The 26,021-nt window shown below is 73.1% G+C and carries 28 protein-coding genes; 16 read left to right on the top strand and 12 right to left on the bottom strand.

Features of this window, described 5'->3' with window-relative positions:
* Positions 1–213: 213 nt before the first annotated feature.
* From ACIQUT_RS08540 to ACIQUT_RS08525, 4 genes are all read left to right on the top strand, one after another.
* Positions 214–1,239 (top strand): 6-phosphofructokinase, encoded by a 1,026-nt coding sequence (locus ACIQUT_RS08540; RefSeq protein WP_403560809.1) that lies wholly within the window; start codon positions 214–216, stop codon positions 1,237–1,239.
* 94 nt (positions 1,240–1,333) lie between these two features.
* Complete coding sequence (locus tag ACIQUT_RS08535; protein WP_403560807.1) at positions 1,334–2,293, top strand: cytochrome c oxidase assembly protein; 960 nt, start codon at positions 1,334–1,336, stop codon at positions 2,291–2,293.
* 32 nt (positions 2,294–2,325) lie between these two features.
* Positions 2,326–2,484, top strand: coding sequence for a hypothetical protein (locus ACIQUT_RS08530; RefSeq protein ID WP_360633659.1), 159 nt, complete (start codon positions 2,326–2,328; stop codon positions 2,482–2,484).
* A 117-nt stretch (positions 2,485–2,601) separates the two neighbouring features.
* On the top strand, positions 2,602–3,312 hold the full coding sequence (locus ACIQUT_RS08525; RefSeq protein ID WP_403560805.1) for a lysophospholipid acyltransferase family protein: 711 nt from the start codon (positions 2,602–2,604) through the stop codon (positions 3,310–3,312).
* 78 nt (positions 3,313–3,390) lie between these two features.
* Here the strand turns inward: ACIQUT_RS08525 and ACIQUT_RS08520 are convergent, their stop codons facing one another.
* The 7 genes from ACIQUT_RS08520 to ACIQUT_RS08490 form a co-directional block, all read right to left on the bottom strand.
* Entirely contained in the window at positions 3,391–5,052 is a 1,662-nt protein-coding gene (locus ACIQUT_RS08520; protein WP_403560803.1) for an alpha/beta hydrolase, read from the bottom strand.
* A gap of 205 nt (positions 5,053–5,257) precedes the next feature.
* A complete protein-coding gene (locus tag ACIQUT_RS08515) occupies positions 5,258–6,004 on the bottom strand; it encodes an urease accessory protein UreD (RefSeq protein ID WP_403561639.1) in 747 nt (248 codons plus the stop codon).
* A gap of 101 nt (positions 6,005–6,105) precedes the next feature.
* Positions 6,106–6,801 carry an urease accessory protein UreG gene (gene ureG / locus ACIQUT_RS08510; protein ID WP_403560801.1) on the bottom strand — a complete coding sequence of 232 codons (696 nt, stop codon included), beginning with the start codon at positions 6,799–6,801 and terminating at the stop codon, positions 6,106–6,108.
* Between the two features lie 130 nt (positions 6,802–6,931).
* The gene (locus ACIQUT_RS08505) at positions 6,932–7,606 is read right to left on the bottom strand and encodes an urease accessory protein UreF (protein WP_403560799.1); all 675 of its coding nucleotides are present in this window, start codon (positions 7,604–7,606) and stop codon (positions 6,932–6,934) included.
* Positions 7,606–9,327: an urease subunit alpha gene (locus ACIQUT_RS08500; RefSeq protein WP_403560797.1), complete on the bottom strand. Its 1,722-nt coding sequence runs from the start codon at positions 9,325–9,327 to the stop codon at positions 7,606–7,608. The genes ACIQUT_RS08505 and ACIQUT_RS08500 overlap by 1 nt, the downstream gene beginning before the upstream one ends.
* Positions 9,320–9,631, bottom strand: a complete 312-nt coding sequence (locus tag ACIQUT_RS08495; protein WP_179177811.1) for an urease subunit beta — start codon at positions 9,629–9,631, stop codon at positions 9,320–9,322. Before ACIQUT_RS08495 ends, ACIQUT_RS08500 begins: the two co-directional genes overlap by 8 nt.
* A gap of 14 nt (positions 9,632–9,645) precedes the next feature.
* Positions 9,646–9,948 carry an urease subunit gamma gene (locus ACIQUT_RS08490; protein ID WP_360637513.1) on the bottom strand — a complete coding sequence of 101 codons (303 nt, stop codon included), beginning with the start codon at positions 9,946–9,948 and terminating at the stop codon, positions 9,646–9,648.
* A 312-nt stretch (positions 9,949–10,260) separates the two neighbouring features.
* On the opposite strand from ACIQUT_RS08490, the gene ACIQUT_RS08485 reads away from it, so the two are divergent.
* Entirely contained in the window at positions 10,261–10,413 is a 153-nt protein-coding gene (locus ACIQUT_RS08485; protein ID WP_403560794.1) for a hypothetical protein, read from the top strand.
* A gap of 140 nt (positions 10,414–10,553) precedes the next feature.
* Here the strand turns inward: ACIQUT_RS08485 and ACIQUT_RS08480 are convergent, their stop codons facing one another.
* Complete coding sequence (locus tag ACIQUT_RS08480; protein WP_403560792.1) at positions 10,554–11,003, bottom strand: ATP-binding protein; 450 nt, start codon at positions 11,001–11,003, stop codon at positions 10,554–10,556.
* Positions 11,004–11,200: 197 nt separating this feature from the next.
* Here ACIQUT_RS08480 and ACIQUT_RS08475 point away from each other — a divergent pair, with 197 nt between their 5' ends.
* The gene (locus ACIQUT_RS08475; protein WP_403560791.1) at positions 11,201–12,085 is read left to right on the top strand and encodes a helix-turn-helix domain-containing protein; all 885 of its coding nucleotides are present in this window, start codon (positions 11,201–11,203) and stop codon (positions 12,083–12,085) included.
* Between the two features lie 12 nt (positions 12,086–12,097).
* The gene (locus ACIQUT_RS08470) at positions 12,098–12,319 is read left to right on the top strand and encodes a DUF397 domain-containing protein (protein ID WP_403560789.1); all 222 of its coding nucleotides are present in this window, start codon (positions 12,098–12,100) and stop codon (positions 12,317–12,319) included.
* Between the two features lie 4 nt (positions 12,320–12,323).
* Here the strand turns inward: ACIQUT_RS08470 and ACIQUT_RS08465 are convergent, their stop codons facing one another.
* Positions 12,324–13,499 (bottom strand): 8-amino-7-oxononanoate synthase, encoded by a 1,176-nt coding sequence (locus ACIQUT_RS08465; protein ID WP_403560787.1) that lies wholly within the window; start codon positions 13,497–13,499, stop codon positions 12,324–12,326.
* 154 nt (positions 13,500–13,653) lie between these two features.
* Here ACIQUT_RS08465 and bioB point away from each other — a divergent pair, with 154 nt between their 5' ends.
* The 8 genes from bioB (at position 13,654) to mug (ending at position 22,568) form a co-directional block, all read left to right on the top strand.
* Positions 13,654–14,940, top strand: a complete 1,287-nt coding sequence (bioB, locus tag ACIQUT_RS08460) for a biotin synthase BioB (protein WP_403560785.1) — start codon at positions 13,654–13,656, stop codon at positions 14,938–14,940.
* A complete protein-coding gene (locus tag ACIQUT_RS08455) occupies positions 14,933–16,246 on the top strand; it encodes an adenosylmethionine--8-amino-7-oxononanoate transaminase (protein ID WP_403560783.1) in 1,314 nt (437 codons plus the stop codon). The genes bioB and ACIQUT_RS08455 overlap by 8 nt, the downstream gene beginning before the upstream one ends.
* Before the next feature lies 1 nt (position 16,247).
* Complete coding sequence (bioD, locus tag ACIQUT_RS08450) at positions 16,248–16,970, top strand: dethiobiotin synthase (RefSeq protein ID WP_403560781.1); 723 nt, start codon at positions 16,248–16,250, stop codon at positions 16,968–16,970.
* A 340-nt stretch (positions 16,971–17,310) separates the two neighbouring features.
* Positions 17,311–18,651 (top strand): hemolysin family protein, encoded by a 1,341-nt coding sequence (locus tag ACIQUT_RS08445; protein ID WP_403560779.1) that lies wholly within the window; start codon positions 17,311–17,313, stop codon positions 18,649–18,651.
* On the top strand, positions 18,648–19,673 hold the full coding sequence (locus ACIQUT_RS08440; protein ID WP_403560777.1) for a hemolysin family protein: 1,026 nt from the start codon (positions 18,648–18,650) through the stop codon (positions 19,671–19,673). The genes ACIQUT_RS08445 and ACIQUT_RS08440 overlap by 4 nt, the downstream gene beginning before the upstream one ends.
* Before the next feature lie 29 nt (positions 19,674–19,702).
* Positions 19,703–20,494 (top strand): SGNH/GDSL hydrolase family protein, encoded by a 792-nt coding sequence (locus tag ACIQUT_RS08435; RefSeq protein ID WP_403560775.1) that lies wholly within the window; start codon positions 19,703–19,705, stop codon positions 20,492–20,494.
* A 71-nt stretch (positions 20,495–20,565) separates the two neighbouring features.
* Entirely contained in the window at positions 20,566–21,999 is a 1,434-nt protein-coding gene (gene purB / locus ACIQUT_RS08430; protein ID WP_403560773.1) for an adenylosuccinate lyase, read from the top strand.
* Positions 21,996–22,568 (top strand): G/U mismatch-specific DNA glycosylase, encoded by a 573-nt coding sequence (gene mug / locus ACIQUT_RS08425; protein WP_403561637.1) that lies wholly within the window; start codon positions 21,996–21,998, stop codon positions 22,566–22,568. The genes purB and mug overlap by 4 nt, the downstream gene beginning before the upstream one ends.
* Here the strand turns inward: mug and ACIQUT_RS08420 are convergent.
* From ACIQUT_RS08420 to ACIQUT_RS08410, 3 genes are read right to left on the bottom strand one after another with little or no spacing between them, the layout of a single operon-like run.
* A complete protein-coding gene (locus ACIQUT_RS08420) occupies positions 22,565–22,999 on the bottom strand; it encodes a hypothetical protein (protein ID WP_403560771.1) in 435 nt (144 codons plus the stop codon). The genes mug and ACIQUT_RS08420 overlap by 4 nt on opposite strands.
* Positions 23,000–23,039: 40 nt before the next feature.
* The gene (locus ACIQUT_RS08415; protein ID WP_403560769.1) at positions 23,040–23,789 is read right to left on the bottom strand and encodes an ABC transporter permease; all 750 of its coding nucleotides are present in this window, start codon (positions 23,787–23,789) and stop codon (positions 23,040–23,042) included.
* A gap of 38 nt (positions 23,790–23,827) precedes the next feature.
* Complete coding sequence (locus ACIQUT_RS08410; RefSeq protein ID WP_403560767.1) at positions 23,828–24,739, bottom strand: ABC transporter ATP-binding protein; 912 nt, start codon at positions 24,737–24,739, stop codon at positions 23,828–23,830.
* 108 nt (positions 24,740–24,847) lie between these two features.
* On the opposite strand from ACIQUT_RS08410, the gene ACIQUT_RS08405 reads away from it, so the two are divergent.
* Entirely contained in the window at positions 24,848–26,020 is a 1,173-nt protein-coding gene (locus tag ACIQUT_RS08405; RefSeq protein ID WP_403560765.1) for a sensor histidine kinase, read from the top strand.
* Position 26,021 lies beyond the last annotated feature (1 nt).

Here is a 26,021-nt window from a genome sequence, read left to right as displayed (position 1 = left end):
CACAGCCCCTCCGCGGCCCGCGCAACCCGCGCGCGAGCCTGCGTTCGGCCCGGATTCCCTTGGGGGGTCCGGGCCGAGGTGCGTTTGTACGACGATCATGACCAGCATGTGGAGCTTGGTTCAGCGGGGTGCCGATCCGCTAGTAGGGTGACGGGTAGTTCCAACCGGACGACGTGGTCCGGTCGTCGGCCCACGTTGCAAAGGTTCCCTGCCATGCGCATCGGCGTGCTCACCTCCGGCGGCGACTGCCCCGGCCTCAATGCCGTCATCCGTTCCGTCGTCCACCGCGCCGTCGTCGACCACGACGACGAGGTGATCGGCTTCCACGACGGCTGGAAGGGCCTGCTGGAGGGCGACTACCGCAAGCTCGACCTCGACTCGGTCGCGGGCATCCTGGCCCGTGGCGGCACCGTCCTCGGCTCCTCCCGTGTCCAGCCCGCCCACCTGCGGGACGGCGTGGAGCGGGCCCGCGGCCACGTGGCCGACCTCGGCCTCGACGCGATCATCCCGATCGGCGGCGAGGGCACCCTGAAGGCCGCGAACCTGCTGTCGCAGGCCGGGCTGCCGATCGTCGGCGTCCCGAAGACCATCGACAACGACATCGCCTCGACCGACGTCACCTTCGGCTTCGACACGGCCGTCGGCGTCGCCACCGAGGCCCTGGACCGGCTGAAGACCACCGCCGAGTCGCACCAGCGCGTGATGGTCGTGGAGGTCATGGGCCGCCACACCGGCTGGATCGCCCTGCACTCGGGCATGGCCGCCGGCGCCCACGCGATCGTCGTGCCGGAGCGCCCCTTCGACATCGAGGAGCTGACGCGGATCGTCGGCGAGCGGTTCTCCGCGGGCAAGCGCTTCGCGATCGTCGTGGTCGCCGAGGGCGCCAAGCCGCGCCCCGGCAGCATGGACTTCACCGAGGGCGGCACCGACCAGTACGGCCACGAGCGCTTCGCCGGCATCGGCAACCTGCTCGCCGTCGAGCTGGAGCGGCGCCTGGGCAAGGAGGCCCGCCCGGTCATCCTGGGCCACGTCCAGCGCGGCGGCACCCCGACCGCGTACGACCGGGTCCTCGCCACCCGCTTCGGCTGGCACGCGGTGGAGGCCGCGCACCGCGGCGAGTTCGGGATGCTGACCGCGCTGCGCGGCACCGACATCGTGATGGTGCCGCTCTCCGAGGCCACGTCCACCCTCAAGACCGTGCCCGCGCAGCGGTACGACGAGGCGCAGACCGTTCTGTGACCTTTTCCCCTCTTGTGGAACCGCCCCCGGACGCAGCCGCGTCCGGGGGCGGCACTACTGTGGTGGGGCACCACAGGTCAAGAGGAGTGGACAGATGGATCACAGCGGTCACGGCATGGACATGCACAACATGGACCTGCCGCCGTTCACCCTCGGGCGGGGCCTGGAGTTCTCCTTCGACGCGTTCTTCCTGATCGGCTCGCTGCTGGGCCTCGGCCTGTACGTGTGGGGCGTGGTGCGGCTGCGCAGGCGCGGGGACGCGTGGCCGGTGGGCCGGACCGTGGCCTTCACCGCCGGCGTGCTGAGCGTGGCCCTGGTGATGTGCACCAAGCTGAACGACTACGGCATGGTCATGTTCAGCGTGCACATGGTCCAGCACATGGTGATCAGCATGCTCTCCCCCATCCTGCTGCTGCTGGGCGCGCCGATGACGCTCGCCCTGCGCGCGCTGCCGCCGGCCGGGCGCGGCCGCAAGGGGCCCCGTGAGCTGCTGCTGATGCTGCTGCACAGCCGCTACATGCGGATCATCACCCACCCGGCGTTCACCATCCCCATGTTCATCGCCAGCCTCTACGCCCTCTACTTCACCCCGCTCTTCGACTTCCTGATGGAGAGCAAGCCCGGGCACATCGGGATGATGGTGCACTTCCTGGCCGTCGGCCTGGTCTTCTTCTGGCCGATCATGGGCGTGGACCCGGGCCCGCACCGCCCCGGCTACGTGATGCGGATGCTGGAGCTCTTCGCCGGCATGCCCTTCCACGCCTTCTTCGGCATCGCGCTGATGATGGCGAGCGAGCCGATGATCGGCACGTACCGGAACCCGCCGGCCTCCCTGGGCATCGACCCGCTGCTCGACCAGCAGTGGGGCGGCGGCATCGCGTGGGCCTTCAGCGAGATCCCCTCGGTGCTGGTGCTGATCGCCCTGATGTACCAGTGGTACCACTCCGAGCAGCGGGCGGCGAAGCGCGCCGACCGGGCCGCGGAGCGCGACGGCGACCGGGAGCTGGAGGCGTACAACGCCTATCTCGCCTCGCTGCGCACGCGTGGCCAGTAGCGCCCGACCCGCTTTCGGGGCCACCATGGGGCATGACCGGTTCCGTCAAGGCGATGGCCGTGATGACCTTCGCCGCCCTGGTGGCCGTCGCGACGTACTCCGTGGCGCTCGGCAGCAATGGCTGGCTGTGGTTCGGCTGGGTGGTGCTGGGCGTCCTCACCGCCGGAATGGCAGCCGCCGGCAACAACTGACCTGAACGCGGCGCGGCGCGGTCCGCGCGGCGTGCCCACCCGCGCGCGACCCCTCCGGTCCGGCGACTGCTGTCCGTACGATGGCGGTGACAACCGGACAGCGACGGGAGCGGCCTGGTGTTCTACCACTTGCTCAAGTACGTGTTCCTCGGCCCGCTGCTGCGGCTGCTGTTCCGGCCGCGGATCGAGGGGCTGGAGAACGTCCCGGCCGAGGGGGCCGCGATCGTCGCCGGCAACCACCTGTCCTTCTCCGACCACTTCCTGATGCCCGCGATCCTGAAGCGGCGGATCACCTTCCTCGCCAAGGCGGAGTACTTCACCGGGCCGGGGCTGAAGGGCCGGCTGACCGCGTTCTTCTTCCGCAGCGCCGGGCAGATCCCGGTGGACCGGTCGGGCCGGGACGCCGGGCAGGCCGCGCTCCGCGAGGGGCTGGGCGTGCTGGCCCGGGGCGAGCTGCTGGGCATCTACCCGGAGGGCACCCGCTCGCACGACGGTCGGCTGTACAAGGGCAAGGTGGGGGTGGCGGCGATGGCGCTGGGCGCCGGGGTGCCGGTCGTCCCGTGCGCGATGCTCGGCACCTTCGAGATCCAGCCGCCCGGGAAGAAGATCCCGAAGGTCCGGCGGGTCACCATCCGCTTCGGCCGGCCCATGGACTTCTCGCGGTACGCCGGGATGGAGGGCGAGCGGGCGGTGCTGCGGGCGGTCACCGACGAGATCATGTACGCCGTCCTCGACCTGTCCGGCCAGGAGTACGTCGACCGGTACGCCGGCGAGGTCAAGGCCGAGGAGGAGGAAGCACGGAAGAAGGCCCGGCGCAGAACGCGCTGAGCCTTCTCCCGTCACACCTGTTGCGCCCCGCGGCGGCGGGGGGACCGCCGCCGCGGGCCGCAGTGCCGTCCGCCGGGGTTACCGGACGGCCGGCAGCTCCTCGCGCGCCGGGAAGTCCGACGCCGGGGCCTTCGTCAGCGACTTCGCGGCGGCCGGGGCCGGCGCGACCGGGGCGGCGTGCGGATCGCACACCACGTCCTTGGCGTCGACCTTGCCCTGCAGCAGGTAGGCGTCCACCCGGGTGTTGATGCAGGGGTTCACCAGGCTGGTGACACCGTGCGAGCCGGCGGCCTTCTCGGTGATCAGGCGCGAGCCGGCGAGGCGGCGGTGCAGCTCGACACCGCCCTTGTACGGGGTGGCGGCGTCACGCTCGGCCTGGACGATCAGCACCGGCGGCAGGCCGCGCTTGGCGCCGACCTCGATCGGGGTGTGCTGCTTGGACTTCCAGGTCGCGCAGGGCAGGTTCATCCACGCGTTCGACCAGGTCAGGAACGGGTACTTCTTGTGCAGCTCGGTGTTGTCCCGGTTCCACTTCGACCAGCTGGTCGGCCACTTGGCATCGGCGCACTCGACCGCAGTGTAGACCGCGTTGCTGTTCTCCGAGGCGGCGTTGCCGGCGGTGTCGGACAGGTCCGGGGTGACGGCCTCGATCAGCGGCTTCTCGTCACCGGCGGCCCAGGCACTGAAGGCCTGCGCGACCGGGACCCACGAGGAGTCGTAGTACGGGGCGCTCTGGAAGAAGCCGATCAGCTCGGCCGGGCCGGCGACGCCGCCGAGCGGCTTGGCCTTGGCCTGGGCGCGCAGCTGCTGCCACTTCGCCTCGACCTTGGCGGGGGTGTCGCCGAGGTGGAAGGTCGCGTCGTTCTTGGCGACCCACGCCTGCCAGTCGTTCCAGCGCATCTGGAAGGCGACGTCCTGGCCGAGGTTGGCCTCGTACCAGATGTTGTCCGTCGACGGGTCGACGACGCTGTCGACGATCATGCGGCGCACGTGCGTCGGGAACAGGGTCGCGTAGACCCCGCCGAGGTACGTGCCGTACGAGACGCCGAGGTAGTTCAGCTTCTTCTCGCCGAGCGCGGCGCGGATGACGTCCAGGTCGCGCGCGGTGTTCGGCGTGGTCATGTGCGGCAGCATCTCGCCGCTGCGCTCCTTGCAGCCGTCCGCGTACTCCGCGGCGAGCTTGCGCTGGGCGGTCTTGTCGGCCTCGGTGTCCGGGACCGGGTCGGCCTTCGGAACCTTGACGAACTCCTGCGGGTCGACGCACGAGATGGGCGTCGAGTGGCCCACACCGCGGGGGTCGAAGCCCACGAAGTCGTACGCCTTGGCGGTGTTCACCCACAGCGCGGAGCCGGTGGTGGACCGGCGCGGGAAGCGCATGCCGGAACCGCCGGGGCCGCCGGGGTTGTAGAGGAGCGCGCCCTGGCGCTCTTCCTTGGTGCCGGTGCTGACGGCACGGTCCACCGCGATGTCGATGGTCTTGCCGAACGGCTTCGCGTAGTCGAGCGGAACCTTGACCCAGCCGCACTGGATGGGGGCGGCGAGGCCCCAGTCGGCAGGACAGTCCTTCCACTCGATGCCGGCCCGGGCGGCCCGCGCAGCGGCGATCTGGACGCCGAGCGCCTCCGGGACCGCGCTGTTGCCCGTGGTCGCCGCGGCGGCCGGCGGGGCCAGCAGCAGGCCGGCGGCGAGTGCTCCGGTGATCAGAGTGGCAGCGCTCCCCAGCGCTGCATTGCGTATCACGTGGTCGTTCCCCCTGGATCAGGTCCGGCCGGAAGCGGCCGGGTCACGTCGGGTTGGTCGTGCGTAGGTCGTGCGCATCTACAGGGGATCTTTTCGCCTGACCTACACCTGACAACAGGTCAAGGTCATGTTCTTTGCCAACCCGATAACCGGCACGGCATGTACCGCTCAGCGGTGTCTGGTTCGTCCCAGCTTCGCCCCGCGGTCACCAGCCGTACGTGCGACACGCCGCGTCGAGGAGACCGCGCAGCCGCAGCGCGTCCGGCGCAAGTGCCGTGACCAGCACGGCGGGTCCGGCCAACGGGGTGACCGCGGCGAACTCCCCCAGCACCGCGGCGGCCGGCGCCTCCCGGGCGAACCGCGGGTCCACGACCAGGAGCTGACCGACCGACCGGTGCCCCGCGAGCCCCGCCGGGCCGTCCCAGCCGCCGGGCGCGCCCGGGCCGCAGGCCAGCTCCTGGTCCAGCAGCGGGCGCCCGTCCCGGACCACGGTGAGCCGGCTCCGCAGCAGGCCCGACTCCTCCCCCGTACGGCCCAGCACCTGCTCCTCGCGCAGCAGCAGCCGGGCGCCGGGGGCGAGTTCGGCGCGGGTCCGCACCCGCAGGTCGCTGCCGCGCACCGAGACGAGCGGCTCGGGCAGCCAGCGCACCGCCGCGTCCTCGGCCGCGGTGATGCGCACGTCGTACCGCGCGGGCTCGCCACCGCGGCCGGGCAGCGCCAGGGTGGCGGCGGCCGAGGCCAGGGCGAGCTGTGCCCCGGGTCCGGCGTCGGCCTCCACCGCGAGGTGGTCGCCGCCCAGCGGGGCGCTCATGGCGCCGACCAGCATGACGCCCGCCTCGGCTCCGGTGCCCCGGGTGCGGCGCAGCGCGAGCGGCCCCTCGCCGGTGAGCACGGGCAGGGCGGTGCCGCCGCGGCCGTCGGCGGCGGCACGGATCCGGGCGGTGGCCCGCAGCCCGGTCGCCGCGGGCGGGGCGGGGGCTGTGGCGGGGGCTGTGGCAGGCGGGGCGGGGGATGCCGGAGGTGCGGCGGGCGGGGCGGCGGGGGGCGCGCTGGTCACCGTACGGCCCAGGCGGCGAGCCGCTCCCGCACCCAGGCGGCCACCGGGGCGATCCCGTCAGCGCCCCGCAGGGACTGGAAGGTGACGGGCAGTCCGCCGCGCTGCTCGGCGGCGTCGCGGGCCATCCGGTCCAGGTCGGAGCCGACGTGGGGGGCGAGGTCGGTCTTGTTGACGACGAGCAGGTCGGCCGTGGTGACGCCGGGCCCGCCCTTGCGCGGGATGTCGTCGCCGCCCGCCACGTCGATGACGAAGACCTGGGCGTCGACGAGTCCGCGGGAGAAGGTGGCGGTCAGGTTGTCCCCGCCGGACTCGACGAGGATCAGGCCGAGCGGGGCGGTCTGCCGGTGGGCTTCCTCCAGTTCCTCCACCGCCTCCAGGTTGGCGGAGATGTCGTCGCGGATGGCGGTGTGCGGGCAGGCGCCGGTCTCCACGGCGGTGATCCGCTCCGGCGGCAGCACGGCCTCGCGCAGCAGGAACTCGGCGTCCTCACGGGTGTAGATGTCGTTGGTGACGACGGCCATGGACACTTCGGCGCGCAGGGCCCGGCAGAGGGCGGCGACGGTGGCCGTCTTGCCGGAGCCGACGGGTCCGCCGAGCCCGATGCGCAGGGCGCGGCGCGAGCCGTCCGCCCGGCGGGGCGCGGCGCTGTGGGTGTGGCGCTCGGGGTAGGCCGTGCCGTGGTCGAGGTGCATGGGTGGGTCTCCCGGTGGTCGTGGAGGTGGTCAGGTGGCGTGGGGGACGCCCGGGGCGGCCGGTGCGGCCGGGGCGTAGGAGCCGGTGGAGCCGGTGAAACCGATGGAGCCGTCGCAGCCGTCGGGTCCCTCAGGACGCGAAGAGCCGTACCGGCCAGCCGGCGTGGATCTCGGCCGCGATGTCCAGCAGCGGCGAGGAGGCCGCGGGCAGGGCGTCCGGTCCTTCGGCCCGGGCCCGGTGCGCGGCCCGCGCGGCCCGGTCGGCCACGTCGTCGAGCTCGGGGGTGAGGCGGGCCAGGACGCCGCTCGCCTCGAAGGGGTCCAGGCCGAGCAGCCGCACGGTGGCGGTGGCCGGCCCGCCGATGCTCTCGTACGCCGCCACGTGCGCGGCGTCCAGCGGCCCGAGCCCGGCCGCCCGGGCGGTGAGCCCGAGCACCACGGGCTGGTGCGCCCCGCGCGGGAACGCCGCGGCGAGGGATTCGAGTTCGGCGGCGGGCCAGGTGGCGCGGGCGGCCCGCAGCAACTGCCGGCCGAGCCGCCGGGCGGCGGTGCGCAGCGCGGGCGAGGGGGTGCGGGCGTCGGCGGCGGCGTCGAGCACGGCCGGGTCGAGCCCGAGGGCGGCGGCCGCGGCGAGGGCGGCGGCGGTGAGCCCGGCCGTGTGGAGGCGGCCGCGGCAGAAGTCCTCCAGGGAGGCGGCGTCGTGGATCCGGCCCGCCTTGCAGGCGGCCTCCGCCCCGCCGGAGTGGGCGTGCCCTCCGGCGGGGAAGCGGCCGTCGGCGAGGACGAGCAGTGCGGCGCGTCCCATCAGAAGAGGAAGTACCGCTGGGCCATGGGGAGTTCCGCGGCGGGCGCGGGCTCCACGGCCTCGCCGTCGATGGTGACGGTGAAGGTGTCGGCGTCGACCTCGACCCTCGGCATGGCGTCGTTGTTGCGCATGTCTGCCTTGGTCACCTTTCTGGTCGTCTCGATGGGGACGAACTCCTTGCCGAGTGCGAGCCGTTCGGGCAGGGCGTCGTCGAGGGCGGCCTGCGCGGTGAAGTTGACGGAGTTGCGTCCGGGCGCCAGGCCGCGGCCGCCGAACATCGGGCGGGGCAGCACCGGCTGCGGGGTGGGGATGGAGGCGTTGCCGTCGCCCATCTGCGCGTACGCGATCTGGCCGCCCTTGATGACGGTCTCGGGCCGGACCCCGAAGAAGGCCGGGTTCCACAGCACGAGGTCGGCGAGCTTGCCGGTCTCCACCGAGCCGATCTCGCGGGCGAGCCCCTGTGCCACGGCCGGGTTGATTGTGTACTTGGCGACGTAGCGGCGGGCCCGGTGGTTGTCGGCGGGCCCGTCGCCGGGCAGGAAGCCGCGCCGGCGCTTCATCACGTGGGCCGTCTGCCAGGTGCGCAGCACGACCTCGCCGACGCGGCCCATGGCCTGGGAGTCGGAGGAGATGATGGAGATCGCGCCGAGGTCGTGCAGGACGTCCTCCGCGGCGATGGTGGAGGGCCGGATCCGGGACTCGGCGAAGGCGAGGTCCTCGGGAACGGCCGGGTTGAGGTGGTGGCAGACCATCAGCATGTCGAGGTGCTCCTCGACGGTGTTGACGGTGTGCGGCCGGGTCGGGTTGGTGGAGCTGGGCAGCACGTTCGGCTCGGAGACCACGGTGATGATGTCGGGGGCGTGGCCGCCGCCGGCGCCCTCGGTGTGGTACGCGTGGATGGTCCGTCCGGCGACGGCGGCGAGGGTGTCGCCGACGAATCCGGCCTCGTTGAGGGTGTCGGTGTGGATCGCGACCTGGGCCCCGGTCTCCTCGCAGACGCCGAGGCAGGCGTCGATCGCGGCCGGGGTGGCCCCCCAGTCCTCGTGGATCTTGAAGCCGAGTGCGCCGCCGCGCAGTTGGGCGTGCATCGCCTCGCGGGAGGTGGTGTTGCCCTTGCCGAGCAGGCCGATGTTGACCGGGTAGGCCTCCAGCGCCGCGAACATGCGGGCAAGGTGCCAGGAGCCCGGGGTGACGGTCGTGGCCTTGGTGCCCTCGGCAGGTCCGGTGCCGCCGCCGACCAGGGTGGTGATGCCGGAGGAGAGGGCCTCCTCGACGACGGTCGGGGAAATGAAGTGGACGTGGGCGTCGATGGCCCCGGCCGTGACGATCTTCCCGTTGCCCGCGATGACCTCGGTCTCGGGGCCGATGACGAGGGCGGGGTCGATGCCGTCCATGGTGTCCGGGTTGCCGGCCTTGCCGATGCCGCAGATCCGGCCGTCGCGGATGCCGATGTCGGCCTTGACGATGCCCCCGTGGTCGAGGACCACGGCTCCCGTGATCACCGTGTCGGGGGCGCCCTCGGCCCGGGTGGTGCGGGCCTGCCCCATGGATTCGCGGATGACCTTGCCGCCACCGAAGACGGCCTCGTCGCCCGAGCGCCCCGGGCCGCCGCAGAGGTCCTCCTCGATCTCGACGAAGAGGTCGGTGTCGGCCAGCCGGATCCGGTCCCCGGTCGTGGGCCCGAAGAGGTCGGCGTACGCCCCGCGTTCCAGCTCAGCCATCGAGCGGCCCCCCGGTCTCCCCGCGCAGCCCCCACACGGCGCGCAGTCCGCCGAGCGGCACGAGTTCCACCTCGACCGGGATGCCCGGCTCGAAGCGGACGGCGGTGCCGGCGGCGATGTTCAGCCGGAGCCCGCGGGCGGCCGGGCGGTCGAAGTCGAGGCCGGGGTTGGCCTCGGCGAAGTGGTAGTGCGAGCCGACCTGGACGGGCCGGTCGGCGGAGTTGAGGACGGTCATGCGGGTGACGGGGCGGCCCTCGTTCAGGCGCACCGGGCCGTCCCCGTGGACGATCTCGCCGGGGATCATGCGGCTGCTGCCCTTCAGACGATCGGGTCGTGGACGGTGACGAGTTTGGTGCCGTCCGGGAAGGTCGCCTCGACCTGGACGTCGTGGATCATCTCGGGGATCCCCTCCATCACGTCGGCGCGGCCGAGCACGGTGCGGCCGGAGGCCATGAGCTCGGCCACGGTCCGCCCGTCCCGGGCCCCTTCGAGGATGTGCGAGGTGATCAGGGCCACCGCTTCGGGGTGGTTGAGGAGGACTCCGCGCGCCTTGCGCCGCGCGGCCACGTCCGCGGCCACGTGGATGAGCAGTCTCTCCTGCTCGTGCGGGGTGAGGTGCACGCGTATCACCAGCTTCCGGGAAGGGTCGGGCGAGGGGCCCAGGCGACCCTAACGGCCGTCAACTCTCTGTTGACCTGCACATTTCCGAGCCAAGCGGGTCTTGCCCCATACAGAGGAAGGCTTTCCGTCCCGAGTACCGGCTCTTTGCCGGCGGATGGGTGATCATTGACGGAAGGCCGCGGCCGCCCACGCTAGGCGGCGCGCTTTTCCGTCGCGTTAACCCACGTTTCGTGCAGGCACCCGGTTCGCCCTGCGGGTCGGCTACGGCCGGTTCCGTATACGGGCACCCGGGAGCCGCCCCGGAGGAGTCGCATGTTCCGCAATCCGGTACGCCACATCACCTCCGACGCCCTGGACCCTTACGCAACCGCCTCGTTCTGGTCCGCCGTGACGGGCTGGGCGGTGCTCGCCGACCCGGAGGGCAACGAGCTGTGCATCGAGCGGAGCGCCTCCGAGCGCGGCTGAGCGGTCGCGGCGGAGTCGGCTGCGGTTCGGCAGCGCCCCGAAGGGGCGCGGGGAACTGCGCGACCGGCCGCAACGGGCCCGCAGGCGACCGCCGGCCCATCGCAGCCCCTCCCGCGGAGCGCTCAGGGCACCGGCCGGCGTCAGCACGTGCCGGCGGTGCGGGCCGGGGCCCCGGCCGGCCAGGGCAGGGCGATCCACACCGTCTTGCCGCCGTCCTCGGTGGGGCTGACCGAGAGCCGTCCGCCCGCCTCCGCGGTGAGCCAGCGGATGATGACCATGCCCCGGCCGTTGTCCTGCTGGACGGCGGCCGGGAGCCGCCGCGGCCAGCGCGGGTGGCTGTCGGTGACCCCGACCCGGAGCCACTCGCCCCGCTCCAGCCGGACTTCGACGGTGAAGGTGGGCGACTGCCCGAAGGTGTGCTGCACGGCGTTGGTGGCCAGCTCCGAGACGATCAGCCGGACGCTGTCGGCGGTGTCGGCACCGTCCGGCAGCCCCCATTCGAGGAGGACGTCCGCGACGTAGCGGCGGGCGGCGGCGACCGAGGCGGGATCGCTCGGCAGAGTGACGGATGCTTCCTGGTGGTCTGCCATGGCGACGGTCCCTTTCCCACCGGAGCGGAACCGCCCCGGGTCTGTGCTGGACGCCAGAGTGCCACCCATCGTCCCGTGGGAGCGGCCGTTCACCCAAGATATGCATATATCTGTCGCCCAATGCGGTGAACTCTGCTACGGAAGAGCGTATTTGGACGGCAGACTGGTGCGAGCTGTGCCGGTGGAAGGAGGCGGGTATGCAGCATGGCCCCGCGGTGCGTCGGCGCAAGCTCGGCGAGGAACTGCGCACCCTGCGCGACCGTACCGGACTCACCAGTGGCGAGGCGGCGCGCATCATGGGCTGGCACCAGTCGAAAATCAGCCGCATCGAAACCGGCCGGAGCGGCGTGAAACCGGAGGACATCGGCCGCCTGCTCGACGCCTACGGAGAGGTCGTCAGCCCCGAGCAGCGCGCCCTGCTGGAGGCCCTCTCGGTCTCGGCCGCCGGTCCCGGACCCGGCGGCGGCAACGGCCGCGGCCGCCAGTGGTGGCACGACTACCGCGGCCTGCTCCCGCAGGAGTACCGGGACTTCATCAGCCTGGAGGCGGGCGCCCGGGCGGCCCGCACCGTGGAGCTCTCCGTGGTGCCCGGCCTGCTGCAGACCGCCGAGTACGCCCGGGCCGTGACCCGCGCCGCGCTGGGCGGGCTGCCGGAGCCGAAGGTGGACGCGCTGGTCGACGTACGGCTGGCCCGGCAGGCGGTGCTGCGGGCCGATCCGCCGCTGGAGCTGAGCGCCGTCCTGGACGAGGCGGTGCTGCGGCGGCAGATCGGGGGGCCGGGGGTGATGGCGGCGCAGCTGCGACACCTGGTGGAGGTGACGCGGTTGCCCCAAGTGCGGCTGCAGGTGCTGCCGTTCAGCGTGGGGGGCCATCTCGGCCTGACCGGACCGTTCGTCATCTTCTCATTTCCGAACATTGCCGATCTGGATGTGGTGGTACTCGACCATTTGACGAGTAGCCTCTATCTGGAGCGGAAGGAAGACCTCGAGGCGTACAGCGCCGCGTTCCGCACCATCCAGGCGCACGCCCTCCCGCCCCAGGACTCGTCGGATCTCATCAGCTCCCTGGCTGACGACGCGTAAGGAGGCACCCCCGTGTCCGCAACCCCCCTCTCCCCCGGCGGACTTCTGACCAGAGCCCGGTGGCGGCGGAGCAGCCGCAGTACCGGAATGAACAACTGCGTGGAAACCGCCGTCCTCGGCGGCGGCCTGCTGGCCGTCCGCGACTCCAAGAGGACGGACGGCCCGGCTGTGCTCTTCACCGGGCCGGCCTGGGCGGGTTTCCTCGCCTCGGTACGGGCCGACGTGCCCGTATGACGCCCTAGGGCGCGTCCGTCGCCCCGGCCGGGGCGGTCCGCAGGATCGTCTCGACGGCCCGGTCGATCTCGTCCCCCGTGAGATCGGCCCGGGCGGTCAGCCGCAGCCGGGAGATGCCGTCCGGCACCGACGGCGGCCGGAAACACCCCACGGACAGACCCGCCTCGCGGCAGTCGGCGGCCCAGCGCAGTGCCGCCGGGGCCGACGGGGCCCGCACCGACACCACGGCCGCGTCCGGCCGGGCCGCGGTCAGGCCGGACGCGGTGAGCCGCCCGTACAGCAGGCGGGCCACCTCGCGGGCCTGCCCGGCGCGCTCCGGTTCGCGCCGCAGCAGCCGCAGGCTCGCCAGCGCCGCGCCCGCGGCGGCCGGGGCCAGACCGGTGTCGAAGATGAAGGTCCGGGCCGTGTTGACCAGGTGCCGGATCACCTTGGCGGGGCCGAGGACGGCACCGCCCTGGCTGCCCAGGGACTTCGAGAGCGTCAGCGTGGCGACCACGTCGGGCGCGCCCGCCAGTCCGGCGGCGTGCAGCGCGCCGCGGCCGCCCTCGCCCAGCACGCCCAGGCCGTGGGCGTCGTCCACGACCAGCGCCGCACCCTCCTCGCGGCAGGCCGCGGCGTAGCCGGCGAGCGGCGCCGCGTCCCCGTCGACGGAGAACACCGAGTCGCTGACCAGCAGCGCCCGTCCCTCGTGCGCGGCAAGCGTCTTGAGCGCGGCCTCCGGGTCCGCGTGCGGGGTCACCGCGGTCGCGGCGCGCGAGAGCCGGCAGCCGTCGACGATGGAGGCGTGGTTCCCGGCGTCGGAGACGACGAGGGTGCCGCGGTCGCTGAGCGCGGTGACGGCGGCGAGGTTGGCCGCGTAGCCGGAGGACAGCACGAGCGCGGCCTCGAAACCGCAGAAGTCCGCGAGTTCCCGCTCCAGCTCCCCGTGCAGCTCGGTCGTACCGGTGACCAGGCGCGATCCGGTGGCCCCGGCGCCCCACCGGGCGGCCGCCTCACAGGCCCCGCGCACGGTCTCCGGGTGCCGGGACAGGCCCAGGTAGTCGTTGCTCGCGAGGTCGAGCAGCGGCGAGTCGGCGGGACGCGGGCGCAGGGTCCGCACGAGCCCGGCCTGCTCCCTGGCCCGTTCGGCGGCATCGATCCACGCGAACACGTCCTCGGGCTCGCGGCTCTGCTGGGGCATCTGGTCCTCGCGATTTGTCGGCTGTCCACAGGCGTCGCCCGACCCTAACGGCCGATACCCGAGTGTCTGGTGTGGCAATACACACACTCCGTTCCGGCCATGTTGTGCGATCTCTCCTTGGCCGGGAGTGGTCGCGTGGTCCAGGATCGCCCTCATGGATCTGCTGAACACCCTGGTGGACAAGGGACTGCGGCGCGAGCTGCCGACCCGCGAAGAGGCCCTCGCCGTACTGGCGACCTCTGACGACGAACTGCTCGACGTGGTGGCCGCGGCCGGCAAGGTGCGCCGCCGGTGGTTCGGGCGTCGGGTCAAGCTGAACTACCTGGTCAACCTGAAGTCCGGGCTCTGTCCGGAGGACTGCTCGTACTGCTCCCAGCGCCTGGGCTCGAAGGCGGACATCCTCAAGTACACCTGGCTGAAGCCGGACGAGGCCTCGAAGGCCGCCGCGGCCGGTGTCGCGGGCGGCGCCAAGCGCGTGTGCCTGGTGGCGAGCGGGCGCGGCCCGACGGACCGGGACGTGGAGCGCGTCGGCAAGACCATCGAGGCCATCAAGGAGCAGAACGAGGGCGTCGAGGTCTGCGCCTGCCTGGGCCTGCTCACGGACGGTCAGGCGGAGCGCCTGAAGGACGCGGGCGCCGACGCCTACAACCACAACCTCAACACGTCCGAGGCGACGTACGGACAGATCACCCAGACCCACACCTATGCGGACCGGGTCGACACCGTGCAGAAGGCGCACGCCGCGGGCCTGTCCGCCTGCTCCGGCCTGATCGCCGGCATGGGCGAGACGGACGAGGACCTGGTCGACGTCGTCTACTCGCTGCGCGAGCTGGACCCGGACTCGGTGCCGGTCAACTTCCTGATCCCGTTCGAGGGCACGCCGCTCGCCAAGGAGTGGAACCTCACCCCGCAGCGCTGCCTGCGCATCCTCGCGATGGTGCGGTTCGTCTGCCCCGACATCGAGGTCCGGCTCGCGGGCGGCCGCGAAGTGCACCTGCGCAGCATGCAGCCGCTGGCCCTGCAGGTGGTGAACTCGATCTTCCTGGGCGACTACCTCACCAGCGAGGGCCAGGCCGGCCAGGCCGACCTCGACATGATCGCCGACGCGGGCTTCGAGGTGGAGGGCGCCGGCACGCAGACCCTCCCCGCGCACCGGGCGGACGCGGCGGCCCCGGCGCACGGACCGTGCGGTTCCGTGGCCGCGGAGGCCGGCTGCGGCTCGGCGTGCGGCGGCTGCTCCGGCCACGCACACGAGCCCGCGGCCGAGGCCGAGGCCGGTGCCGCTGCCGGTGCCGGCGGTGAGGCCGGTGGTGAGGCCGAGCCCGCCGCCCCGGTCGAGGCCGATCCCGTCCTCGCGCAGGCCCCGGCCGGCGAGCTGCGCTCGGACCTGGTGACGGTGCGCCGCCGCGGCGCGGGGACGGACCTCGCCCCCAATGCCTGACCCGCACGTCCCGCTGCCGGCCGCCGAACTCCTCGCGCTGGACCGGCAGCACGTCTGGCACCCGTACGGCCCGATGCCGGGGCGGCAGGAGCCGCTGGTCGTCTCCTCCGCCTCGGGCGTGCGGCTGCGGCTCGCCGAACCCTCGCAGGGGCAGGACGAGCTGGTCGACGGCATGTCCTCCTGGTGGTCGGCGATCCACGGCTACAACCATCCGGTGCTCAACGCGGCGGCGGCCGACCAGCTCGGACGCATGTCCCACGTGATGTTCGGCGGGCTCACCCACGAGCCCGCCGTCCGGCTGGCGGCGAAGCTCGTCGAGATCACCCCGGCCGGCCTGGAGCACGTCTTCCTCGCCGACTCGGGCTCCGTCTCCGTCGAGGTCGCGGCGAAGATGTGCCTGCAGTACTGGCGCTCCACCGGCCGGCGGTCCAAGACCCGGCTGATGACCTGGCGGGGCGGCTACCACGGGGACACCTGGACGCCGATGGCCGTCTGCGACCCCGACGGCGGCATGCACGAGCTGTGGTCGGGGGTCCTGCCGCGGCAGGTGTTCGCGGACGTCCCGCCGGGCGGCTTCGACGCGCCGGTGGACCCCGCCTACGTCGCCCACCTGCGCTCCCTGATCGCCGCGCACGCCGACGAGCTGGCCGCGGTGATCGTGGAGCCGGTGGTCCAGGGCGCCGGCGGCATGCGCTTCCACAACCCGGGCTACCTGCGGGTCCTGCGCGAGCTGTGCGACGAGTACGACGTCCTGCTCGTCCTGGACGAGATCGCGACGGGCTTCGGCCGCACCGGCGCCCTGTTCGCGGCCGGCCACGCCGGGATCACCCCGGACGTGATGTGCCTGGGCAAGTCCCTGTCCGGCGGCTACCTCACCCTGGCGGCCACGCTGTGCACGGAGCGGGTGGCGGCCGGCATCTCGCGGGGCGAGGTGCCGGTCCTCGCCCACGGGCCGACGTTCATGGGCAACCCGCTCGCCACCGCCGTGGCGCTGGCCTCGGTCGAGCTGCTCCTCGGCCAGGACTGGCAGCGCGAGGTCAAGCGGATCGAGGCGGGGCTGCTGGAGGGCCTCGCCCCGGCCCGGGAGCTGCCGGGCGTCCGGGACGTACGCGTGCTGGGCGCGATCGGCGTGGTCCAGCTGGACCACGAGGTGGACATGGCGGCGGCGACGGCGGCCGCGGTCCGCGAGGGCGTGTGGCTGCGCCCCTTCCGGGACCTCGTGTACACGATGCCGCCGTTCGTGACGGGTGACGCCGACGTCGCCCGGATCTGCCGTGCGGTGTGCGCGGCCGCGGAGGTGGGCTGAGGTGTCCGTGATCGTGGTGTCCGGAACGGGCACGGAGATCGGCAAGACCGTCGTCACCTCGGCGATCGCGGCCTGCGCCGCGGCCGCCGGGCGGTCGGTGGCGGTGCTCAAGCCCGCGCAGACCGGGCTGGAGCCGGGCGTGCCGGGGGACGCCGCCGATGCGGTCCGCCTGGCCGGGCCGTCCGTCACCGCCGTGGAGCTGGCCCGCTATCCGGAGCCGCTGGCCCCGGACACGGCGGCGCGCCGGGCGGGGCTGCCGATGCTCTCCCCGGGCGGGATCGCGGAGGCCGCGGAGAAGCTCGCCGCCTCCCACGACCTCGTCCTGGTGGAGGGGGCAGGCGGCCTCCTGGTCCGCTTCGACGAGGCGGGGCACACCCTCGCCGACGCGGCACGGCTGATGGACGCCCCCGTCCTGGTGGTCGCCCCCGCGGCCCTCGGAACGCTGAACTCCACGACCCTGACGGCCGAGGCACTGCGGGCCCGGCAGCTGACCGCCCTCGGCGTGGTCATCGGCAGCTGGCCCGCCGACCCCGACCTGGCCTGCCGCTGCAACCTGGCGGACCTGCCCTCCTCGTCCGGGCTGCCGCTGCTGGGCGCGGTGCCGGAGGGCTCCGGAGCACTGGCCCCGGAGGAGTTCCGGGCCGCGGCCCCGGCCTGGCTGGACCCCTCGCTGTGGGGCGCGTGGTCGGCGCCGTCCTTCCTGGCCGCCTGGCCGGCCCTGTAGCCCCGGCAGGCCCGTCCGCCCCGGCAGGCCATGCCATGCCGCGACACCGAGCGCCCCGTCCCCGGACGGGGCGCTCCGCGTTGCGCCATCGCGGCGGCGCGCCGTCCCCGGCGCCGTCGGATCCGGCGATCACTCCGCCGAAAGGATGACGCTGTCACTTTGCCTTTCCTTTACCATGGTGGGCATCCGGCTGCACTCCGACGAGATCCCGTGAAAGGTGTGAGCGTCCGCCCATGGACGAGCCTCCCAGTAACCCACACCGCCGTATCCGGCACCGCGCCGTGCGACATCGCGCGCTGCCCCTCCTCCTGACTGACCATGGGACGGAGGTGAGGGATCGATGACCGAAGTGCTCCTGCTCGTCGTGGCGCTGCTGCTCTGCCTTGCCTGCGGGGTGTTCGTCGCGGCCGAGTTCTCCCTGACCACCGTCGAGCGCAGCGAGCTCGAACAGGCTGCCGAGCGCGGTGAGCGCGGTGCCGAGAGCGCCCTGGCCGCCGTGCGCAGCCTGACCTTCCAGCTGTCCGGCGCCCAGCTCGGCATCACCGTGACCGGCCTGATCATCGGCATGATCGCCAAGCCGTCGATCGCCGCCCTGCTCCAGGGCCCCTTCGAGGCCATCGGCCTGTCGGCCTCTGCCGCCTCCTCGACCGCGCTGGTCCTCGGCACCGTGCTGTCGACCGTCGTCCTGATGGTCGTCGGCGAGCTGGTGCCCAAGAACTGGGCGATCTCCTCCCCGCTGGCCATCGCCAAGCGGGTGGCGACCATGCAGCGGGTCTTCACCCGGGCGTTCCGCCCGTTCATCAGCCATCTGAACCGCACCGCGAACCACCTGGTCCGCCGGCTCGGCCTGGAGCCGGCCGAGGAGCTCGCCTCCGCGCGCTCCCCGCAGGAACTGGTGGCCCTGGCCCGGCACTCGGCCAAGGCCGGCGCCCTGGAGCGGGAAGCCGCCGAGCGCTTCGTCCGGACCCTCAACCTCGCGGACCTGACCGCGGAGAACGTCATGACCCCGCGCGTCCAGGTCACCGCGCTCGACGTGCGGACCACCGCGGGGGACGTGGCCAACGCGACCCTGGCGACCGGCCTGTCGCGGTTCCCGGTGTACCGGGGGAGCCTCGACACCGTCGTCGGCACCGTCCACATCAAGGACGTCCTCGCCCTGCCGGCCGAGGCCCGGCACCGCCACCCCGTCGCGCAGCTGCTGCGCCCGCCGCTGTTCGTACCGGAGTCGCTCACCGTGGACCGGCTGCTGGACCGGCTCTCCGGCAAGCAGACCATGGCCGTCGTGATCGACGAGTACGGCGGCACCGCCGGCGTCGCCACGCTGGAGGACATCATGGAGGAGGTCGTCGGCGAGGTGCACGACGAGCACGACCCGCTCGAAACCCCGGACCTGGCCCCGGCCGGCACGGACACCTCCGGGCGGCAGCTCTACGCCGCCGACGGCGCCGCGCGGACCGACCAGCTCCGGCAGATCGGGCTGCGCGTCCCCGACGGCCCCTACGAGACCCTCGCCGGGCTGATAGCGACCGAGCTGGGCAGGATCCCGGCCGCCGGCGACAGCCTGGAGCTGGAGGGCTGGCAGCTCGACGTGGTCGATGCCGGCGGGCGGCGCGCCGCGCGCGTACTGCTGCGCGCTCCGGCCGCTCCCGGGCACGAGCCCGGTGGGGAGGCCGACCGATGACCGTGCTGCAACTGCTGATCGGCCTGGCGACCCTCGTCGTCAACGCCTTCTTCGTCGGCGCGGAGTTCGCGCTGATCTCGGTCCGGCGCAGCCAGATCGAGCCGTACGCCGAACAGGGCGACCGGCGGGCCCGCTCCGTGCTGTGGGGCCTGGAGCACGTCTCCGCCCTGATGGCGGCGGCGCAGCTGGGCATCACCCTGTGCACCCTGGTGCTGGGCGTGGTGGCCGAGCCGGCCATCGCCCACCTGCTGACCCCGCTGTTCGACCTCGTCGGCGTGCCGTCAGGGCTGACGCACATCATCTCGTTCGTGGTGGCGCTGACGCTCGCGACGTACCTGCACATGCTCTTCGGCGAGATGGTGCCGAAGAACGTGGCCCTGTCCGAGCCGGTGCGCACCGCGCTGCTCCTCGGCCCGCCGCTGGTCGCGGCCACCCGGGCGCTGCGCCCGGTGATCTTCGCGGTGAACGCCTTCGCCAACCTGCTGCTGCGGCTGCTGCGGGTCGAGGTGAAGGGCGAGGTCTCCGCGACGTTCTCCGACGACGAGCTCGCGCGGATCGTGAAGGACTCCAGCGCGGCGGGGCTCATCGACGACCGGGCGAGCGAGCGCCTGTACGACGCCCTGGAGCTGGGCCGGCGGCCGGTCACCGACGTGGTGCTGCCCGCGGACCGGGTCGTCGCGGCCCGGGTGGGCATCACGCCGTCGGAACTGGAGCAGCTGTCGGCCTCGTCCGGGTACTCCCGCTTCCCGGTGGTCGACCCGCAGTCCAGGATCCTGGGGTACCTGCACGTCAAGGACGCCCTGGACGCGGACGGGCCGGAGCGGGAGGAGCCGTTCCCGGTGCCGGCGCTGCGGCCGATCGCGCAGGTGCGGGCGGAGACCCCGCTGGACGACGTGCTGACCGCGATGCGGCGCAGCCGGACGCACCTGGCGGCGGTCCTCGGCCCGGACGGGACGATGGCGGGGCTGGTAACGATGGAGGACGTGCTGCGCGAGCTGTTCGGGCGCCCGGCCTCCACATGATCCGTACCGCGCGGTAGCATCGCTGCGCCATGAAGATGAATGCGTCTTACACCAGTTTCGTCGCGGTCGGCGACTCCTTCACCGAGGGCATGTCCGACCTGCTGCCGGACGGCTCCTACCGGGGCTGGGCCGACCTGCTGGCGGCCCGGCTCGCCGCGCGCGAGCCGGACTTCCGCTACGCGAACCTCGCGGTCCGCGGAAAGCTGATCGGGCAGATCGCCACGGACCAGGCACCGGTGGCGGCGGCGATGCGCGCCGACGTGGTGACACTGGTGGGCGGGCTGAACGACGCCCTGCGGCCCAAGGTCGACATGGGCCGGGTCCGCGGCCACCTGGAGGAGGCCGTCGGCCTGCTGGCCCCCTCCTGCAAGACGCTGGTGCTGATGCGCTCGCCGGGGCGCCACGGCCCGGTGATGGAGCGCTTCCGACCCCGGATGGAAGAGCTCTTCGGCATCGTCGAGGAGCTCGCCGCCCGGCACGGCGCCCTGGTGGTCGACCTGTACGGGGCCGCCGTGCTCGGCGACCCCCGCCTGTGGGACGTGGACCGGCTGCACCTGACACGCGAGGGCCACCGGCGGGTGGCCGAGGCCGTCTGGCAGACTCTCGGACTGCCGGCGGAAGAGGACTGGCGCGCCGCGCTGCCGCCCGCCGAACAGCCGGGCTGGGGCGTGCGCCGCTCCCGGGACCTGAGCTTCGCCCGGGAGCACCTGCTGCCGTGGATCGGCCGCCGGCTGACCGGCCGCTCCTCCGGTGACGGCCGCCCGGCCAAGCGGCCGGAGCTGCTGCCGTACGAGGCCTCCGCGGGCGAGCGGCTCTCGTAGCAAGGCACAATCCGGGGCGGGCGCCCGACCTGCGCAATCGCACAGCATCGGCCCCAGTAGAATCCCTACACGTGACAGCCAAGCCCCGCATCCCCAATGTCCTGGCCGGCCGCTACGCTTCCCCGGAGCTCGCCGTCCTGTGGTCCCCCGAGTACAAGGTGACGCTGGAGCGGCGGCTGTGGCTCGCCGTGCTGCGCGCCCAGAAGGACCTCGGCATCGAGGTCCCGGACGCCGCCCTCGCCGACTACGAGCGCGTCCTGGAAACCGTCGACCTCGCCTCCATCGCCGAGCGCGAGAAGGTCACCCGGCACGACGTGAAGGCCCGCATCGAGGAGTTCAACGCCCTCGCCGGCCACGAGCACGTCCACAAGGGCATGACCTCCCGCGACCTCACCGAGAACGTCGAGCAGCTGCAGATCCGGCTCTCCCTGGAGCTGGCCCGCAACCGCACGGTCGCCGTCCTCGCCCGCCTCGGCAAGCTCGCCGGCGAGCACGCCGAGCTGGTCATGGCCGGCCGCTCCCACAACGTCGCCGCGCAGGCGACCACCCTCGGCAAGCGCTTCGCCACCGCCGCCGACGAGCTGCTGGTCGCCTTCGACCGCCTGGAGGACCTGCTCGGCCGCTACCCGCTGCGCGGGATCAAGGGCCCGGTCGGCACCGCCCAGGACATGCTCGACCTGCTCGGCGGCGACGCCGCCAAGCTCGCCGACCTGGAGCAGCGCATCGCCGACCACCTCGGCTTCGGCCAGGCCTTCACCTCCGTCGGCCAGGTCTACCCGCGCTCGCTCGACTACGACGTGGTCACCGCCCTGGTGCAGCTGGCCGCCTCCCCGTCGTCCATCGCGAAGACGATCCGCCTGATGGCCGGCCACGAGCTCGTCACCGAGGGCTTCAAGCCGGGCCAGGTCGGCTCCTCCGCGATGCCGCACAAGATGAACACCCGCTCCTGCGAGCGTGTGAACGGCCTCATGGTCATCCTCCGCGGCTACGCCTCGATGACCGGCGAGCTGGCCGGCGACCAGTGGAACGAGGGCGACGTCTCCTGCTCCGTGGTCCGCCGCGTGGCGCTGCCGGACGCGTTCTTCGCCTTCGACGGCCTGCTGGAGACCTTCCTGACGGTCCTCGACGAGTTCGGCGCCTTCCCGGCCGTCGTGGCCCGCGAACTCGACCGCTACCTGCCGTTCCTCGCGACCACCAAGGTCCTGATGGGCGCGGTGCGGTCCGGCGTCGGCCGCGAGGTCGCCCACGAGATCATCAAGGAGCACGCGGTGGCCTCCGCGCTCGCGATGCGCGAGCAGGGTGCCGAGCGCAACGAGCTGCTGGACAAGCTGGCCGCGGACGAGCGGATGCCGCTGGACCGGGCGCAGCTCGACGCCCTGATGGCCGACAAGCTGTCCTTCACGGGCGCCGCCGGCAGCCAGGTCTCGGCGGTGGTCTCCCGCATCGAGGCGATCGCCAAGCAGTACCCGGAGGCCGCCGGGTACGCGCCGGGGTCGATCCTCTGACCCGCGCGGATCTCGAAGCCGCCCGCGACCGCGTCGTCCCCGACGTGGTCGCGGGCGGTCTGCGCGTGCTGTTCTGCGGAATCAACCCGAGTCTCCTCTCCGCCGCGACGGGGCACCACTTCGCCCGTCCCGGCAACCGCTTCTGGCCCGTCCTGCACCTGGCCGGCTTCACGCCCCGCCGCCTGGCCCCGGCGGAGCAGGAGGAGCTGCTGACCTACCGGCTCGGCATCACCAACGTCGCCGCCCGCGCCACGGCCCGCGCCGACGAGCTGAGCACGGAGGAGCTGATCGAGGGCGGCCGCATCCTGAGGGCCAAGGTGGAGCGCCTGCGCCCCCACTGGCTGGCCGTCGCCGGCGTCACGGCCTACCGCACGGCCTTCGGCGAGAGGCGTGCCGCCATAGGCCCGCAGGAGCGGACCATCGGCTCCACCCGCATCTGGGCCCTCCCCAACCCCAGCGGTCTCAACGCCCACTGGACCGCGGAAACCATGGCCCGGGAGTACGCCCGCCTCCGCGCGGCCGCCGAATCCGCAGCCGAGGCCGCACCCGGGGAACGGCCGGACGCCTAGGGCGGGTCGATCACGGTGACCGCGGCCATCAGCTGCGGCGAGTGGTCGGCCCCCCAGGCCGCGGCGTAGACGGCCACCCAGCGGTCCCCGGCCCGCCACAGGTGCAGGTGGTCGGTGGTGGCGGCGATCTCCGACCACGGCTGCGCAGGCTCATCCCCGCCTTCCCGCAACCGCAGGCTGTCGAGGCTGAACATGGCGGGCGGCCCCCAGCGCTCCTCCAGCCGGTGCACCAGCGCACCGTACTCGGCCGACACCTGCTCCTCGCACTCGGCGCGGTCGGCGGCGTCCTCGTCGCCGTACCACCGGCTGCCACCCAGCTCGGCGAGGTGGTAGCCAGGCCCGCTCGTGCCCACCTCGGTCCTCCCCCGGGCCTCGGGGAAGTCACGCGTCAGGAGCCGGTCGATGGTCTCGAGATGCTGTGCCGTGGTCATGGCGTCAGTATCCCGGGGGCCACTGACAATTGGCCCGGCGTCACGCGTCCCTGCGACGCAGCGACAGCCAGCCGAGGCCCAGCGCGGCCGCCGCCCACAGCGCCGTCACAGCGAGGCCGCTCCAGGGGCCGAGGCTGCCGGTCGCCTGCTGGTGCAGGACCACCTGCCCGGCCTGGTCGGGCAGGTACCGGCCGACGCTCGAAGCAGCGGCGCCGATGACGAACGAGGCGATCAGCACGAAGGGTATGAGCAGGCTCAGCACGACCGCCGCGCTGCGCAGGACCGCCGTGAGGCCGGCGGCGAACAACGCCATCAGCATGAGGTAGAGGCCGGAGCCGACGACCGCCCGGTAGGTGCCGGGGGCGCCCAGGTCCAGGGCGTACGACCCCATGAGCGCCTGGCCCCCGAGGAACGTGGCGAGCCCGGTGAGCTGCCCGACCACGAACATGAGCCCGGCCACCACGGCGATCTTCGACAGGTACAGGCGGGTCCGGTTCGGCACCGCGGTGAGCGAGGTGCGCAGCCCGCCCTGGTGGAACTCCGCGGACACGGCGGTCGCGCCGAACGCGATGGCCGCCACTTGGCCGAAGTTGATGCCGTAGAACGCCCAGAACAGCGGGTCGCCGCCCAGGTTGTCCGCTTCGGCCTGGCCGACCGTCGCGGAGACGAGTGCCTGGATGCCGGCAGTGGCGGCGAGGACGGCGGCGAGTGAGCCCACGGTGCCGCGCAGGGATCGTATCTTCAGCCATTCCGAGTGCAGGACGGGGACGGTGGGCAGCACGGAACTCATGGTGGACGCCTCCTTGACGGGGTCGGTGGGGTGGAAGGTCAGCGGGTCGCCGAGTGGCGGGCGTGGCCGGCGGTGAGGTCGAGGTAGGCCTGCTCCAGCGAGGCCCGCTCGTCGGTGAGTCCGAGCACGGGGATGCCCTCGCGGGCGGCCATGATGCCGAGCCGCTCGGCCTGGATGCCCTCGACGGTCCAGTGCCCCTGGTCGGCGGTCGCCATCTCGAAGCCTTCGCGGGCCAGCATCGCCCGCATCCGCGACGGGTCCGAGGTGCGCAGCCGTACCCTCGGGGTGCTGCGGGCGTCGATGAAGTCCTCCACCGGGCTGTCGGCCAGCAGCTTGCCCTTGCCCATGACGATCAGGTGGTCGGCCAGTGCGGCCGTCTCGGACATCAGGTGGCTGGAGACCAGGACCGTCCGCCCCTGGGCGGCGAGTTCCCGCATCAGGCCGCGGATCCAGATGATGCCCTCGGGGTCGAGCCCGTTCGTGGGCTCGTCCAGGAGGAGCACCCCGGGATCGCCGAGGAGCGCGGCTGCGATGCCGAGCCGCTGGCGCATGCCCAGGGAGAAGGTCTTGATCCGGCGCCCGGCCGCCGAGGCCATCCCGGTCCGCTCCAGGACCTCCTCCACCCTGGAGGCCGGGATCCGGTTGGTCGCGGCGAGGATGCGCAGGTGGTCCCGGGCGGTCCGGCCGCCGTGGGCGGCCTGGGCGTCCAGGAGGGCGCCGACCTGCCGCAGCGGTGCGGGAGAGTCGACGAACCGCCGGCCGCCGATGGTGGCGGTGCCCGAGGTGGCCCGGTCCAGTCCCAGCAGCAGGCGCATCGTGGTGGACTTCCCGGCGCCGTTGGGGCCGAGGAACCCGGTGACCAGGCCCGGCCGCACGGTGAAGGTGAGGTGGTCCACGGCACGGGTGGCGCCGTAGTCCTTCGTCAGTTCTCGGATCTCGATGCTGTTCATGGCTCAAGGTTCGCCGTCGGCCCCACCCCGTTCCCTCCCCCGTGCGGGGGTCCCGTCTCCCCCGTGCGGGGGAGACGGGACCGGCGCGGGCGCTGCGACCATGAGGGCATGTACCGACTTCTCCGTGCCGTGCGCCAACCGGTCACGTATTCACGCTGGTTGCACCTGTGCATGCCCATCCTGGCCGAGGCGCTGTGGCTCTTCATCGCGCCCAAGGCCCCGTGGGTCCCGCTGCTGCTCGCCGTGCCCGTGGCTCTGATGCCGTGGATGCGGCAGGCGGAGGGAATACAGGCGCGGTTCCTGCTCACGCCGGGGGAGGACCCGGCCGGGAGCGGTATCAGCACCGCCAGGTCGACGCTGTGGGTGGACCGGTGGCGGACGCTGCTGTGGGTGGAGATCCGGCTCGTCCTCTCCGCGATCGCGACACTGCTGTCGTCGTGGCTCCTGATCTTCACCACGGAGCTGGTCATCGCCGCGTCCGGCGCGGCGCCGGGATCCGACGCGATGCTGCCCGTGGTTCCTCCGGCCTGGGCGGCCGCGCTGCTCGCTCCGCTTCCGCTGGTCGTACTGCTCGCGCTGGTGGTCGGCCTGGGCGAGCTGATCACCGCCATCGCGCGCCGGCTGCTGGGGCCTTCGGCCGCCGAACGGGTCAGCGAGCTGGAGGCGCGGACCGAGCAGTTGCTGGAACGGGCGCGGATCGCACGCGAGTTGCACGACTCGATCGGGCATGCGCTGACGGTGGCCGTGGTGCAGGCGGGGGCGGCGAGGGCCGCGGGTGATCCGGAGTTCACCGAGCGGGCGCTGGCCGCGATCGAGGACATCGGCCGGGCGGCACTGGAGGATCTGGAGCGTGTCCTGATCGTGCTGCGGGAGTCGTCGCAGCAGCCTTCGCAGCGGCCGACGCTCGCGGAGGCGGACCGGCTGCTGGAGTCCGCCCGCGCGTCCGGGGCCGAGGTCGACGCCCAACTGTCCGGGGCACTGGAGAAGTTGCCGGGCCCGGTCACCCGGGAGGGTTACCGGATCCTGCAGGAGGCGCTGACCAATGTGCTGCGGCACTGCGGTCCGGTACCGGTCCGGGTCCGGGTCGAGATGTCCGCCGACAGCCTGGACCTGGAGGTCACGAACCCGCTGCCGACACGGTTGGCGTTCATGTCCGGGAGCGGGACCGGGCTGCGCGGGATGCGGGAGCGGGCCGCACTGCTGGGCGGGGAGGCGGAGACCGGACCGTTCGAGGGCAACTGGAGGGTGCGCGCGCGGCTTCCGCTGGACCGAATACGCTGAC

The sequence above is a fragment of the Streptomyces sp. NPDC090445 genome (assembly GCF_044769385.1).
GTDB lineage: Bacteria > Actinomycetota > Actinomycetes > Streptomycetales > Streptomycetaceae > Streptomyces.
The sequence above is the reverse complement of the archived record's forward strand: the minus strand, read 5'-3'. Positions and strand labels throughout refer to the sequence as shown.

Bases quoted from the DNA above. Each gene is read 5' to 3' on its own strand.
- ACIQUT_RS08540 (WP_403560809.1), top strand. From the start codon at position 214: ATGCGCATCGGCGTGCTCACCTCCGGCGGCGACTGCCCCGGCCTCAAT.
- ACIQUT_RS08535 (WP_403560807.1), top strand. From the start codon at position 1,334: ATGGATCACAGCGGTCACGGCATGGACATGCACAACATGGACCTGCCG.
- ACIQUT_RS08530 (WP_360633659.1), top strand. From the start codon at position 2,326: ATGACCGGTTCCGTCAAGGCGATGGCCGTGATGACCTTCGCCGCCCTG.
- ureG (WP_403560801.1), bottom strand. From the start codon at position 6,801: ATGCACCTCGACCACGGCACGGCCTACCCCGAGCGCCACACCCACAGC.
- ACIQUT_RS08505 (WP_403560799.1), bottom strand. From the start codon at position 7,606: ATGGGACGCGCCGCACTGCTCGTCCTCGCCGACGGCCGCTTCCCCGCC.
- ACIQUT_RS08500 (WP_403560797.1), bottom strand. From the start codon at position 9,327: ATGGCTGAGCTGGAACGCGGGGCGTACGCCGACCTCTTCGGGCCCACG.
- ACIQUT_RS08495 (WP_179177811.1), bottom strand. From the start codon at position 9,631: ATGATCCCCGGCGAGATCGTCCACGGGGACGGCCCGGTGCGCCTGAAC.
- ACIQUT_RS08485 (WP_403560794.1), top strand. From the start codon at position 10,261: ATGTTCCGCAATCCGGTACGCCACATCACCTCCGACGCCCTGGACCCT.
- ACIQUT_RS08480 (WP_403560792.1), bottom strand. From the start codon at position 11,003: ATGGCAGACCACCAGGAAGCATCCGTCACTCTGCCGAGCGATCCCGCC.
- ACIQUT_RS08475 (WP_403560791.1), top strand. From the start codon at position 11,201: ATGCAGCATGGCCCCGCGGTGCGTCGGCGCAAGCTCGGCGAGGAACTG.
- ACIQUT_RS08465 (WP_403560787.1), bottom strand. From the start codon at position 13,499: ATGCCCCAGCAGAGCCGCGAGCCCGAGGACGTGTTCGCGTGGATCGAT.
- bioB (WP_403560785.1), top strand. From the start codon at position 13,654: ATGGATCTGCTGAACACCCTGGTGGACAAGGGACTGCGGCGCGAGCTG.
- ACIQUT_RS08455 (WP_403560783.1), top strand. From the start codon at position 14,933: ATGCCTGACCCGCACGTCCCGCTGCCGGCCGCCGAACTCCTCGCGCTG.
- ACIQUT_RS08445 (WP_403560779.1), top strand. From the start codon at position 17,311: ATGACCGAAGTGCTCCTGCTCGTCGTGGCGCTGCTGCTCTGCCTTGCC.
- ACIQUT_RS08440 (WP_403560777.1), top strand. From the start codon at position 18,648: ATGACCGTGCTGCAACTGCTGATCGGCCTGGCGACCCTCGTCGTCAAC.
- ACIQUT_RS08435 (WP_403560775.1), top strand. From the start codon at position 19,703: ATGAAGATGAATGCGTCTTACACCAGTTTCGTCGCGGTCGGCGACTCC.
- ACIQUT_RS08420 (WP_403560771.1), bottom strand. From the start codon at position 22,999: ATGACCACGGCACAGCATCTCGAGACCATCGACCGGCTCCTGACGCGT.
- ACIQUT_RS08415 (WP_403560769.1), bottom strand. From the start codon at position 23,789: ATGAGTTCCGTGCTGCCCACCGTCCCCGTCCTGCACTCGGAATGGCTG.
- ACIQUT_RS08410 (WP_403560767.1), bottom strand. From the start codon at position 24,739: ATGAACAGCATCGAGATCCGAGAACTGACGAAGGACTACGGCGCCACC.
- ACIQUT_RS08405 (WP_403560765.1), top strand. From the start codon at position 24,848: ATGTACCGACTTCTCCGTGCCGTGCGCCAACCGGTCACGTATTCACGC.